At 28.0% G+C, this 13,732-nt stretch carries 11 protein-coding genes and 4 tRNA genes; 7 read left to right on the top strand and 8 right to left on the bottom strand.

The window, feature by feature from the left end:
* Window positions 1-2 precede the first annotated feature (2 nt).
* From AVBRAN12642_RS02120 to AVBRAN12642_RS02090, 7 genes are all read left to right on the top strand, one after another.
* Entirely contained in the window at window positions 3-1,967 is a 1,965-nt protein-coding gene (locus AVBRAN12642_RS02120; RefSeq protein WP_336607890.1) for a TonB-dependent receptor, read from the top strand.
* Between the two features lie 3 nt (window positions 1,968-1,970).
* Entirely contained in the window at window positions 1,971-2,951 is a 981-nt protein-coding gene (locus tag AVBRAN12642_RS02115; RefSeq protein WP_336607889.1) for a FecCD family ABC transporter permease, read from the top strand.
* Window positions 2,944-3,690 (top strand): ABC transporter ATP-binding protein, encoded by a 747-nt coding sequence (locus tag AVBRAN12642_RS02110; protein ID WP_214120259.1) that lies wholly within the window; start codon window positions 2,944-2,946, stop codon window positions 3,688-3,690. Before AVBRAN12642_RS02115 ends, AVBRAN12642_RS02110 begins: the two co-directional genes overlap by 8 nt.
* Before the next feature lie 8 nt (window positions 3,691-3,698).
* Window positions 3,699-4,469, top strand: coding sequence for an ABC transporter substrate-binding protein (locus AVBRAN12642_RS02105; protein WP_214150176.1), 771 nt, complete (start codon window positions 3,699-3,701; stop codon window positions 4,467-4,469).
* Window positions 4,469-5,119, top strand: coding sequence for a hypothetical protein (locus AVBRAN12642_RS02100; protein ID WP_336607888.1), 651 nt, complete (start codon window positions 4,469-4,471; stop codon window positions 5,117-5,119). Before AVBRAN12642_RS02105 ends, AVBRAN12642_RS02100 begins: the two co-directional genes overlap by 1 nt.
* Window positions 5,119-6,336 carry a flavodoxin family protein gene (locus AVBRAN12642_RS02095; protein ID WP_336607887.1) on the top strand — a complete coding sequence of 406 codons (1,218 nt, stop codon included), beginning with the start codon at window positions 5,119-5,121 and terminating at the stop codon, window positions 6,334-6,336. The genes AVBRAN12642_RS02100 and AVBRAN12642_RS02095 overlap by 1 nt, the downstream gene beginning before the upstream one ends.
* Window positions 6,337-6,442: 106 nt before the next feature.
* Window positions 6,443-10,279, top strand: coding sequence for an autotransporter outer membrane beta-barrel domain-containing protein (locus AVBRAN12642_RS02090; RefSeq protein WP_336607886.1), 3,837 nt, complete (start codon window positions 6,443-6,445; stop codon window positions 10,277-10,279).
* A 21-nt stretch (window positions 10,280-10,300) separates the two neighbouring features.
* Here AVBRAN12642_RS02090 and AVBRAN12642_RS02085 read toward each other — a convergent pair whose 3' ends face one another.
* The 8 genes from AVBRAN12642_RS02085 to rpmF form a co-directional block, all read right to left on the bottom strand.
* Window positions 10,301-10,738, bottom strand: coding sequence for a PH domain-containing protein (locus AVBRAN12642_RS02085; protein ID WP_336606714.1), 438 nt, complete (start codon window positions 10,736-10,738; stop codon window positions 10,301-10,303).
* Between the two features lie 301 nt (window positions 10,739-11,039).
* Window positions 11,040-11,116 (bottom strand) — tRNA-Asp (locus tag AVBRAN12642_RS02080).
* Window positions 11,117-11,132: 16 nt separating this feature from the next.
* A tRNA-Val gene (locus AVBRAN12642_RS02075) sits at window positions 11,133-11,208 on the bottom strand.
* Between the two features lies 1 nt (window position 11,209).
* Window positions 11,210-11,285, bottom strand: a tRNA-Glu gene (locus AVBRAN12642_RS02070).
* Window positions 11,286-11,306: 21 nt separating this feature from the next.
* Window positions 11,307-11,382: transfer RNA gene (locus AVBRAN12642_RS02065), tRNA-Lys, on the bottom strand.
* A 234-nt stretch (window positions 11,383-11,616) separates the two neighbouring features.
* Window positions 11,617-12,603: a beta-ketoacyl-ACP synthase III gene (locus tag AVBRAN12642_RS02060; RefSeq protein ID WP_336606713.1), complete on the bottom strand. Its 987-nt coding sequence runs from the start codon at window positions 12,601-12,603 to the stop codon at window positions 11,617-11,619.
* Window positions 12,581-13,570, bottom strand: coding sequence for a phosphate acyltransferase PlsX (gene plsX / locus AVBRAN12642_RS02055; RefSeq protein ID WP_214150181.1), 990 nt, complete (start codon window positions 13,568-13,570; stop codon window positions 12,581-12,583). The genes AVBRAN12642_RS02060 and plsX overlap by 23 nt, the downstream gene beginning before the upstream one ends.
* A gap of 5 nt (window positions 13,571-13,575) precedes the next feature.
* Window positions 13,576-13,722, bottom strand: coding sequence for a 50S ribosomal protein L32 (gene rpmF, locus AVBRAN12642_RS02050; RefSeq protein ID WP_214116941.1), 147 nt, complete (start codon window positions 13,720-13,722; stop codon window positions 13,576-13,578).
* Window positions 13,723-13,732: the final 10 nt, after the last annotated feature.

Raw genomic sequence — 13,732 nt, 5'->3', positions numbered from 1 at the left:
AAATGAAAAAAACTATTTTAGTATTTTCATTAATTGGTGCATTATATGCTGATACTTTGCTTGATACTCAAGTAATTAGCGATAGTGGATTTAGCGATAGCTTAGCTGATGTTAGCTCAAACTTATTTGTCATAAATAAAGAAGAGTTAAATAAAAAGAATTATCACGATTTAGGAGAAATTTTATCTTATCTTCCTAGTGTTTCTTTAAATCCTGTAGGTATAGGCAGTGCAATTGATATTAGAGGTCAAGGAAGTAGAGCTAATGCAAGGGTAAAAATCTTGTTTGATGGAGTTAGTCAAAACGCATTAGATACATCACATCTTGGAATTCCTTTTAATACAATAAGCGTAAATGATATTGAGCAAATTGAGGTTATTTCTGGAGGAGGAAGTGTAGTTTATGGAAATGGCACTAGTGGTGGTGTTGTTAATGTAATTACAAAATCAAGCTTAAAAAAAGATTATGCAAATCTTACTCTTGGGTTTGGTTCTTTTTCTCATAAAAGTATAGGAGCAAGTGCTGGTGCAAATATAAATGATAAAATATATTCTCATTTTGGAATTAATTATGTAGATGAAAAAGGATATCAAAGAGCAGATTTAAATAAACTTTTAAATACTGATATTGGGTTTAAATTTAAACTAACAGACTATCAAAATTTAGATATCAATGCAAATTATATGCATAATGAATATAGAAATAGTCAAGCTTTAACCGAGCAAGAAATTGAACAAGATAGAAGATATGAAGGAATAATTTGTACTCAATATGAAATTTCAAGATTTGGCTTTATTTGCAAAAATCAAATTCTAGCAAGTCAAGATTCAACGAAAACTAGCAGTAGAAAGAACTATAATCTAAAATATAGCAATGAAATTAATGAAAATATTTTAACAGAATTTATGGCTTATTTGCAAGATAATAACTATGAAGATAAACAATTTTTTGATAGAAAAATAGGGGCTAATGCTAAAGCAAAACTAAACTATGATTATTCAAATACAATATTAGGATATGAATATTTATATGCAAAAGGCAAAAGAGCTTCTACAACAACAAATATAGTTAAAAAAGATACTCATTCTATTTATGCAATAGAACAATTAGATTTTAATCCGTTTGGAATTGATATTGGTGCAAGACTTGAAAATTCTAAATACAATATAAATAGAAGTGATGGAATAGCTACAATAAACGATTCAAAAAACACAAACAACTATGGTGCAAATATTGTTTTATCTCATAAATTTATGGATACAAATAGTGTGTATTTTAAATTTGAACGTGGGTTTAATTCTCCATCTCCTTATGAATTAACCGATAAAGCTGATGGAAAAAACTATTCTATTAATAATTTAAAATCAGAAGATTATTTAAATTATGAATTAGGATTAAAAGGTTTAGTATTTGACCAATATGCAAGTATAAGTTTATTTTATACCCTAACAAACAATGAAATAAATGTAAATATGAGCCATTATCCTGTTGTTAAATGGACTTATGAAAATATTGCTAAAACAAAAAGATATGGAGTTGAAATAAGCTTAAATCAAAGCTTACTTGATGATAGATTAAACTTGTTTGAAACCTTTTCATATATTGATGCTAAAGTAGTTAAAGACAATTTAAACAAATACAAAGAAGGACAAAAAATACCAAATGTATCACCTTACAAAATCAGCCTAGGAGCAAATTATAAAATAACTGACAAGTTAAGCGTAAATGCTGATTATAGGTTTTATTCTAAAACAAATTGGGATTATTTAAACAATAATACACAATTAGAAAAGAAAGCTTATTCTTTAGTTGATGTTGGATTAAATTATGACTTTACCAAAAATATAAGTTTAAGTTTAGAAGCAAAAAATATCTTTAATACAAAATACAATCTAAACTGCAGTGGCCAAACTTGCCAAGTTGCACCTACAAGCACTTATTATATGCAAGTAAAAGCGAGATTTTAAACAATGAAAAAATCATTATTTCTAGCTTTAATTAGTGTTGTATGTATGTTATTATCGCTTGGAATTAGTTCACCTCAATCTAATTTCGGCTTTCAAGCATTATATAGACTAATAAGCTTAAATAATGATTTAAATGATTTAGATATTTTGTATCAAATATTTATAGAATTAAAAGCACCTAGAATACTATTAGCATTTATAGTTGGTGCTTTATTATCTAGTAGTGGAGCAGTTATTCAAGGATGTTTTTTAAATCCACTTGCTGATCCTTATATAATAGGAATAGCATCGGCTGCTACATTTGGTAGTTTAATTGCATTTATGTTTAATTTAAGTGAGATTTATTTTGGACTTTTTGCATTTTTATCTTGCATACTTTTTACATTTTTTATATTTTCTATTTATAAAAAAAATCAAAATATGGCAACTTTATTAATTTTAGGAATAGCCACTTCAACACTATTAGCATCTATAACATCTTTTTTTATATATTTAATAGGAGAAGATAGTTTTAAAATAAGTGCTTGGCTAATGGGATACTTAGGTAATGCAAATTGGAATATAGTAATAATTGTATATATTGCAAGCATAATATGTATTTTGTATTTTTATATTAAAAGATATGAACTTGATTTGTTATTATGTGGAGATGAAGAAGCTAATTCTTTAGGGCTTAATGCAAGTAAAAGCAAAAAACTATTTTTAATAATTTCATGTATTGCAGTTGCTTTTTCTGTAGCTTTTTGTGGGCTTATAGCATTTATTGGTTTAATTATCCCTCACACATTAAGAATGTATTTTAAAACTTCATCTAATAAAATAATAATTCCATATTCAATATTTATAGGGGGAATTTTTTTATTATTTTGTGATAACTTAGCATTTAATATATTATATCCCATAGAAATTCCTGTAGGCATTATTACTTCATTTTTTGGAGTTCCTTTATTTATATATTTAGCTTTAAGGAAAAACTATGCTTGAAATTAAAAATTTTTCATTCTCATATCAAGACAAAATAATTTTTAGTAATTTAAATATAAATTTTAATTCATCAAATTTTATAGGTTTAATGGGTAAAAATGGTTGTGGTAAAAGCACTTTAATTAAATGTATAATTAATTTGCTTTCGTATAAAGGCGAAATTAGTTTTAAAAATAAAAATCTAAAACTCTTAAATCATAAAGATTTAAGTAATTTAATCTCTTATGTTCCACAAAAATCAAATCAATTTATGCCTATTAGTGTGAGTGATTTTATAATGATGGGCTTATTTAGTAAAAACAATTCATTTTATATACAAAATGATTACAAAAAACTTGATGAAATAATGGAATTTTTAAATATACAAAACTATAAAAATAATCTTACTAATAATTTAAGTGGTGGAGAATTTGCAAAAGTAATGTTAGCAAGAGCTTTAATAAAAAAACCAAAAATTTTATTATTAGATGAAATTTGTGCTCCACTTGATATTAATTACTCTATATTTTTAATGCAATTATTAAAAGACTTAGCAAAGGATGGTTTGCTTATATTAATGGTAATACATGATTTATTCACAAGTATTAGATTTTGTGATGAGATAGCTTTTGTTAAAGATAAAAATATTTTATTTTACGACAAAACAAGAATAGTTTTTAATAAAGAAAACATTAAAAATATTTTTGAATTTGATTGTGATATTTATGAAAATAAAAATAATTTAAATGTTATATTTTAGGAGAAAAAATGAAAAAAATTTTATTAAGTTTATTAATTTTAGTTAATTTAAATGCAAATAAATTAGTTGTCTTAGAACCTAGTGCTGTAGAAATATTATATGAGCTAGATAGTTTTAATAATATTTTAGCTATAGCTAACACCACCACTTCTACCATTTATCCAGAAGATAAAACAAAACAATTACCAAGCGTAGGAACATACACAAGACCAAACATTGAAAAAATAATAGAATTAAAACCTGATATTGTAATAACAAGTCAACATTCATTAGGATTAGAAAAATTAAAAGAATTTAATATAAAAATTTTAGATTTTAAAGCTAATTCTTTCGAAGAGCTAAAAAACAATATTGCTAAATTAGGAGAAATTACAAACAAAAAAGATAAAGCACAAGAAATCATCAAAGAATTTGAATTAGGAATTAAAGAATTTCACAATCTTGCAAAAGATAAAACAGCTATGTTTATTTTCTCATCAAACCCTATAATGTTATTTTGTGATAACAATTTAGCAAATGATGTTATTAAAGCTTTTGGTATGAAAAATATATGTGATTTAAAAGAACAAACGCCAATAGTAAATAAAGAATATATAATAAGCAAAAATCCTGATTATATTTTTTATTTTAATGATGGAGATTTAAAAATTATAAGCAATTTTTTAAAACATACTAAAGCATTCAAAAACAATAATCTAATAAAAACAAATTCTTCTTCAATACTTAGGGCAAGTCCGAGAATTATTATAAATATGAAAGAATTGTCAAAGGAATTATAATGAGATTTTTTATAATTTCTTTGATAATAAACATTGTAGCACTAACGATACCACTTAGCACTGAAGAAATTATAATTGATAATAAAAAAATTAATATTGAAATAATTGAAACAAAAAAAGAAGATTTTTTAAATAATCAAAAAATCCTTCAAGAAGAGATTTTTAACCAACAAAATAATTTATCAGAGCAAGTTATACAAAAAGAAATAAATATAAAAAATACAAATTTAAAAGCAAATAAAAAAATAAAAATTAAAAAAGAAGCAAAACAAGATACTAAAAGCACAAGCAATACAGCAAATGAAAACAAAGAAGAAACTAAAGAAAATCTTATTACTAACAATCAGATTAATACAGTTAAAGAATATCCTAAAAATACAAATTCACAATTTTGCAAAAGCAATATAATTTTTAATGAACTTGATAATTCTTATCCTAAAAAAGCAAAAATGTTAAAACTTGAAAGGATAAGTAAAGTTAGCGTTAGATTTAGCATTTCAAACAACGGGATAAATATTTTAAGCATTACTGGAAATGACTTCTTTGCAAATCATACAAAAAAACTAATTTTAGATATGAAATACAAAATACTAGATAAGCAAGCTTTAGGTTGTGTATTTTTAAAAAATATAGAATATAGGATGAATTAATGGTTGTTTTATATCTTAGCAAAAATAATAGCAGTAAAAAAATAGCCTTAGAAATCGCTAAACTTTTAAATATTGATTGCTTTAATTTAGAGCATTATAAAGACATTGATAAGCATAAGTATATTTTCTTAGTATTTTGGTTAGAAAAAGGCAATATCACAAGCAATATGCCAAAAATACAAAATAAGATTTTAGGCATAATTTTTACTTGTGGAGCAGATAAAAACAGCGAATATATAAAAAATAAAAAAGAAATGTTTTTTAATATTTTTAATAAAAATAATCAAGTGCTAGGCATACAAGCAGTAAATGGAGCTATTAGTGATGAATATATAAATAATGCAAAAAAATTAGCTAAAGAAAACCCTAATTATATTATTACAAAAGAAAAGGAGAAATTATGGAAAAATAGCAAAAAACATCCCGATGAAAACGATTTAAAAATAACAAAAAACTTTACAATTTATATTAAGGAAAAAATCATGAAATTACAACAAGCAAAAGAACATATGAATAAAGACCATAAAGATTCTTTATTTAGACTAGTAAAGCATCATACAAATAAAGATGCTCAAAATGTGGAGTTAATAGATATAACTTATAGCGGAATGGATATTTTGTATGATGGAGAAATTTTACATCTAGATTATAAAACTAAGGCTAGTGAAGATACACTTCATTATAGTGTAATAGAACTAGTTAGCGAAACAAAAATAAATTCTAATAATTTAGATGAAGAAATAAAAAATTTTAAACATTCTTTTAAAAGTGTAAATATTGCTAGTGTTAGCAAAAATAATCAAGTTATTTGCTCTTATGCTCCAATAATTTTTAAAAATGATGAAATGTTTATTTTCATAAGCGAAGTTGCTGAACATTTTTCAAGTATTAAAAACAACCCTAACAATATAGAAATAATGTTTTTAGAAGACGAGAGTAAAGCTAAAACAATATTTGCAAGAAAAAGGCTCAAATATCAAGTAAATGCAAAAATAGTTGATGATAGAAGAGAAGAATTATTTGAAGTTTTAAAAGAAAAATATGGAAATGAGGTAAATATTTTTAGCAAAATGCTAGATTTTCATTTTATACAATTAAGTATAAAATCAGGTAGATTTGTAAAAGGCTTTGGTGCTGCTTTTGATATAGATTCTAATAATAAAGCTGCTGAAGTTAGATTAAATATGCCGCATAAATTACATAATAATGCAAATTGAAATTCTATGTTTGATTATTTTTTATAATCAAACATAATTTAAGTTATATTTAATTTATATAAATTATCATCACGACTTGCTTAGGCAAAATTATTTTTTTAAGGAGATGTCATGGCTAGACACATTACGGGGGGGGGTATTTAAGCTCTCATTAGTTGCGAGTGCATTAATTCTTAGCACTAGCTTAAACGCAAAAAGCGTTAATTCAAACGAAGTTGGAAAAGAAGAAAATCTTTATCTAATTAATTCAAGCAATGCTACTAAAGATATAACTACAGAAAAAGACAAATATCAACAGATTGGTTTTGATAACAAAGGAATTGATCCAACACCAGAGCAAAGAATTACTTTAAGTGGTAATATTACAAATGATGGAGTAAGCCTTATAAGAGATTTTAAAGGTGATGTACTTGAAAATACTTCGGGGATAATTAATGGAACCATTACCAATAATGTTTCTACTCAAAGTGTGCCAAAAGCTTTAAGAGATTATTATTACAATAATCCTGAAAGTATTCAAGGACAAAAAGAAGAAATCTTAGAATTTGCTAAAGACCTTGAGAGAGTTCAAGCAGTTACCGGTAAAAATATTAATATGGTTATAGATACAGCTAAGATTACTTCAGATATTGTAAATAATGGTGGTCTTTATGTAACAGATAGTGGATTAAAATCAGTTACTAATAATGGAGTGCTTTTTGTAGATTGGTCAGGTATTATTAATGAAGGTGGCGTAGCTATTAGTGGTAATGGAGATGTGATTTTAGAAGATGCAGAAATAAAAGGCACATTAAATGCTAAAGACCTTTATGTTATGGGAAAACCAAAAAAAGAAAGCGCTCCTTATATAGCTAGAAAAACTAGCCAACCTCAAAACGATCATGTTACAAGTGTTAATGATGTAAATACCACAAACTTAGCTAAATTTGAAACTTCTATTGTAAAAGGTAAAGTTACAGCAAATACTAAAGCAAGTGCAAATAATTCATTCTATGGCTTTAATACAACTTTTCAAGGTGCTATTGATAATCAAAACGGCAAAGCTAGATTTATCCTTTCGGACATTCAAAATGGAGTTAAGAGTAAAGGCGATATAGAAACATACGGAACACTTATTCAAAATAGTGTAGAAACCGAAGGAAAATTCATAAGTGGAGCTCATCAAAAAGAATTAGCAAACAAGTATTTCTCAACTCTTTTAAATAGCGAAAAAATAGCAAGTGCTGAAGATATGAAGAGGCTTGATGAGATAATGGGAAATGAAGAAAATTTCTTACCTATTGTTAAAGCTGCAGCTTCAAATTCTCATGATATTGATAGCACTACATTTTATAAAGACTCTTTAAAATATATAGATAGCGATTATTTAATATCAGGAGATTTAATAGCTAATGGCGGTATTGATACAACTGGTTTTGAAACGAAAGGAACTGGAGTTGTTAGGATTGCTAAGGGTGATATTAATAGCATTGTTGATACTTTTGCAAATACAGGTGGTGTTTATATTACAGAAGGTAATTTAAATGCTAATAACTCAATTTTTAAAAGTGATGTAAATATTGCTAAGGGCGATTTAAAAGCTTTAGGAAATTTATTAGAAGAAAAAAGAGATGAAAGTGGCGAAAGAGTAAAAGATAAAAACGGCAATCAAGAGTATAATCCTGCATTTTCTTATATTGACAATGATGATGCAATTAATACAATGTCAAGATTTAAAAACATCAATGTAAATGATGGAAATATAAGCCTAACAAATACTTATGCAGAAAATATCATAGCAAACGATAAAGCTACAAGCTCTAAAACAATTACTCTTAAAAATGCAGTTATAAATAAGCTTACACACGGAACAAATCTAAAAGACGCAGAGTTTAATGTAAATGCTAATAAAGCTTTATTTAGAGAAAGCGTTACAAACTACGGCTCAATCAATGCTGTTAGTTCATCATTTGATAAAGATGTTAAGGCTAAAAATCTAAGCTTAAGTGGTATCGTTGAAGATGTAGAAAGACTAGATAAAAAAGCAGGAAAGTATCACGGAGAGATTAGCTATGACGCTAATATCGCAGCTTCAAATAATCTAAGCTTAACAGGTATAGAGAGTGCTTATAAATTAGATAAGAGTGCTAATACAACTCTTTTACAAGCAAAAGATATAAATATCAATAGTTCAGCTATCAAAGCTCAAGTTATAGGTAATGCTGATATTAGCGATGATTTAACTACTGGTGTATTGGCAAATCAAGTTAGTGCTGCGAATTTTTATAAAGATCCTATCTCAAAAGGTTCAAGCATTAATTTAAATAACGCTATTGTATTTGGCGATATGAAAGCTGATAAATTAAATGTGAATGGCTCTAAGATTACAGGTAGAATTTTAGCAAATGATTTAAATGCAAGTAATAATACATTTATTATGGGTGGCACAAACAATACATTCTTAGGCACAATGATTGCAAGAAATAGCACAAGTGGTAAGGCAAATGAAATAGGATTACTTGGTTTAAGTGTAAATAATGGCAAAGCTGATGCAACTAATCTAGCAAATCTTCCACTAGCTTTATTAAAGATTGGAAATGGAAATGCAACAGCAGAAGACTTCGTTACAAAAATCGGAGTTTATGATGGGCTAAGTGTATATTCATTAGATAAGAAAAATATCTTAAGCGGGACATTAAAGCAAGGAGATGAGGATTATATTTATTATTCAGTTGTAGCAAATCCTGTTAATGCGGCTGCAAGTAGGGCTGATGCTAGTAAGACAAGTGATAATTTTAGTGCTGATAGCAAAAGTGGTGCTGATAAGAGTATCTTAGATAATGCAAGCTCAAGTGTAGGTGCAATTGCTCAAAAAGCAAATGAAGTTGCAAAAGGAACTGCAAGTGATGAGGTAATGGCAAATGCTAATAAAGTTGCAAATGATACAAGCAAGATTGTAGCAAGTGAAACTAGCCTTGATAAAGCAATTGAAGAAGCGCAAACAGATATTAAAAACGCTGCAATTGAAGAAGCTATTAAAATAGGGTCTAACATTAATGGTAATGAGATTGAACTTACTTTAAAAGGTGCTAATACTAAGGCTTTAACAGATGCAAAAAATATGCTAAATCAGACTTATTATTCTTATGTTAGTGAATGGAACAATCTAAACAAAAGAATGGGCGAACTAAGAAATAATGATGGCAAGAATGCTGGAATTTGGATTAGAAGTTTTGGTGGCGAAGGCAAGATTGATAGTGCTAAAATAAAATACTATGAAGTGCAATTTGGTGCAGATAAGCAAACTAGCACAAATTACGGAGAATTATATTCAGGTGTAATGGCAAATATAGGTCAAAGCACAAGTAATTCAAGTAATTCTAAGGTGAAAAATCACGGCATTGGTGCTTATGTTAGCTTAGTTGGTAATGATGGCTTATTTATTGACGCTACAGCTAGATACACCAATCATAAATCAACATTTAAAGATAATGTTTGGTTAGGCGATTTAAAAGATAGCGGAAGTGGATTTTTAGGTAGCGTTGAGGCTGGATATAGAATGGGAAGTGATTTTTATCTTGAGCCTAGTGCTGAATTAATCCTTGGCTATGTTCCTATGGCTAATTTAAAGGGTAATGATAAAGTTACTTTAAAAAGTGAAGGTAAATTTATGGGAGCAGCAAAAGTTGCTTTAAGTGCTGGTGCGAATATTAATGATACTTTTGGTTTAAGAGCTAGTGTTGGCGGGGCGTTTGATTTAAATAACACTCCTACTATAACTTTAAGCGATGGCACAACTACAAGAGTTGAAAAAGGCTTTAAAGATAGTCGTGGATTTGCAAGTGTAGGAGCTAATTTTAACTTAGGTAAAAATACTAAGTTTAGCTTAGATGCTGAAAAATCATTTAGTGGAAAATATAATACAAACTACAATATAAACGGAACTTTAAGATATTCGTTTTAAAAATAGCCCTAGAAATAGGGCTTATTTTGATAATTTATTTTCTATATATTCATCTACACTTTTTTTGAATTTTATTGGTTCTCCAATAAAAGGAACAGGTGCAGAAGAACCAGCACCATTTATAAATATTGTGCCAAAATTAAAAATCCTACCAAGAATTCCTTGACCAACTCTGATACTTTCTATTTTTTCTAATCTTAGCTCTATTGTATCTCTTCTAATAAAGCCAAATTTAGCTATAACTTTTCTATTTGTTAAAGCAAGTTCTGTTGTTGTAATGATAATGAATATACGAAGTAAAAGAAAGATGATAAATATAGCAATAAAAGGATGAATAGCAATACTTAAAATTGCTAAAACTAAAATAGCAAATAAATCACCTATAAAAGCAAAAACACTAACTTTGGCTTTTAAAACAACGCTTTCATCTGTGCCTAAAACTTGTTCTACATAAGACATAAAAACTCCTTTTAAAAATTAAAAAAAGTATTATACCCCCCCCCCCATTTTTAATTCTAGCTTAAATGATAAATATATTTTGCGTTTAAATTTATAAAGAATTTGAATTAATAATTTTAATATTTTTAAAAGTTTTATAATAACTTGAATTTAGGTTTTTATAAGTATATTTTATTGTTGCTTTTAGTAATGTATTTTAAAATATTTGTAGTTATTATTGAGTTAGAAAATATTCATACAAAAATTAATTTGACCTATTAAAAAAACTTGGGAAAATTGATTTATCTTAAGTAAAATTAAATGGCGCGGCGGACGGGGCTCGAACCCGCGACCTCCGGCGTGACAGGCCGATATTCTAACCAGCTGAACTACCGCCGCAACCGAATTTAATGAATGGTGGTCGCTATAAGACTCGAACTTATGACATCCACCTTGTAAGGGTGGCGCTCTACCAACTGAGCTAAGCGACCATGGCGACCCTTGAAAGATTTGAACTCTCGTTTCCAAACGGAGAGAATGGCGTCCTGAGCCACTAGACGAAAGGGTCTCAAACCTGGATCAAAAAAAATGGTGTCCTGTGCTGGATTCGAACCAGCGGCCCCCTCATTAAAAGTGAGATGCTCTACCTGCTGAGCTAACAAGACTTAAAATAAAAATAAGTTTGGATTATACATTTTAAAACTTAAATTAAAATTAATATTAAAATAATTTATAATATTTATACTAAATCTCTTGAAAATAAAGAAGATTTGAATAATCAAGTTTATAAAAATATTGCAAAAATTTTAATTAATAAGTTAAATAAATATACTTGCAAGATTTTATAACAAAAATATACTTAATTAAATTCTTTTATAAACAGTAATATGATTTGAATTTTATAAATTCTTATAATCAATTCCATCAAAATAAGTTAAAGCACTACCCCAAGTAAATCCGCCGCCAAATGCGTCTAAAAGCATTAATTTGCCATTTGTTAAACGACCTTGTTCGTAAGCTTCATTGATAGCTATTGGAATTGACGCAGCTGAAGTATTACCAAATTTATCAACACATACAACACATTGCTCATCGCTTAAGCCAAGTTTTTCTTGAACATAAGAGATAATTCTAAGATTTGCTTGATGCGGTATAAATAAATCTATATCACTTGTTTTAAGTTTGTTTTTATCTAATAAATACGACACATCATCTGATAATGTTTTAACAGCTACCTTAAATACTTCATTGCCTTTCATTTCAAGTTTAATAGGCTCTAATTGTTTTGTTTGATTTGAACGCTTAGTGCATAATAAATCTTTAAATTCTCCATCGCTTCCTGTATGAATATCTATAATTCCTTTACCTTCACTTGCACTTACAACGCAAGCTCCAGCACCATCTCCAAATAAAACACAAGTAGTTCTATCTGTATAATCAAGAACAGAAGATATTTTTTCAGCTCCTATTATTAATACATTTTTTTTAGCACCACTTTCAACCATAGAACGAGCAAGCTCAAGCATATAAATAAATCCAGAACAAGCAGCACTTATATCAAATGCACTTACACCTTTTAATCCAAGTTTATTTGCTACAACTACCGCAGTTGATGGCATAGTAAAATAATCAGGACTTAATGTAGCTACTATTATTAAATCTATTTCATTAGTTTGAATTTTAGCTCTTTGTATAGCTTTTATAGCTGCTTTATATGCTAAATCGCTAGTGTTTTCAGTTTCACTAGCAATATATCTTTGCTTAATTCCTGTTCTTTTTAATATCCATTCATCACTTGTATCTAAAAAACTTTCAAAATCTTTATTTGTTAGTGTTTTTTCTGGTAAATACGAAGCAATACTTTTAATGCAAGCTTTTAATTTCATCTTCAATCACTTTATTTACATTTGAATTAGCAAATTTTAAAGCTTGAAAAATTGCATTTTTTATAGCTTCTTCATTGCTTTTTCCGTGGCTAATGATAGCACATCCATCAATTCCTAATAATGGAGCTCCACCATACTGGTCGTAGTCTAAATGCTGTTTTAAAGCATTAAATGCACCTTTGCTAAGCATATAACCAAGTTTTGACAATGATGATTTTTTAATCTCATTTTTTAACAACTTAGCAAAAATGCCTACAGCACCTTCTGCAGTTTTTAATAATATATTTCCAGTAAATCCATCGCAAACTACCACATCACATTCTCCAGCAAATATATGTCCGCCTTCAACATTGCCCATAAAATTGCTTAAATGTTCTCTTAATAATTTATGTGTGTCTTTTGTAAGTTTGTTTCCTTTGCAATCTTCTTCTCCGTTTGAAAGTAGTGCAATTTTAGGATTTTTTATATTCATTACTTCTTTTGCATAAGCTTCGCCCATTATTGCAAATTGTAATAAATTTTCTTCTTCGCAATCAACATTAGCACCTACATCTAATACCAAAACCCTGCCGTTAAAAGTAGGCATTAAAGTTGCGATAGCAGGTCTTAAAACACCTTTTACTCTACCTATTCTAAGGGTTGCAAGGCTCATTGTAGCACCACTATGCCCAGCCGAAACAACTGCATTTGCTTCGTGGTTTCTTACTAATTCAACTGCTTTATAAATACTGCTGTCTTTGCGTTTTAAAACATCTGTAGAATTTTCATCCATATCAAAAACATCGGTAGTATGAACAAATTCAACTCTATTTGATAATTCTGATGGAATTTGACTTTTTATTTTTTCTTCATCTCCAACTAGAATAACGCTAAAATTATCTTTTTCTTTTAACGCTTTTATAACTCCACTAATTATTGGGGGGAAAGAAAAATCTCCACCCATAGCATCAACAGCAACTTTTATCATAGGTATTAATATTCGCCAGTTGTTGGATTAATTCTATGAGGTAATTTCCAACTACCATCTTTATCTTTAATTGGTCTTACTAGCTCAATTTTGTAATGAGTGCGTCTTTTTGCTGCTCTTGTTTTACTAACTCTTCTCTTTGGAACTGCCATGTTATTCTCC

Source organism: Campylobacter sp. RM12642 (assembly GCF_020137635.1).
Lineage (GTDB): Bacteria > Campylobacterota > Campylobacteria > Campylobacterales > Campylobacteraceae > Campylobacter_E.
Note: the sequence above shows the minus strand (reverse complement) of the source record. Positions and strands in the feature narration are given on the sequence as shown.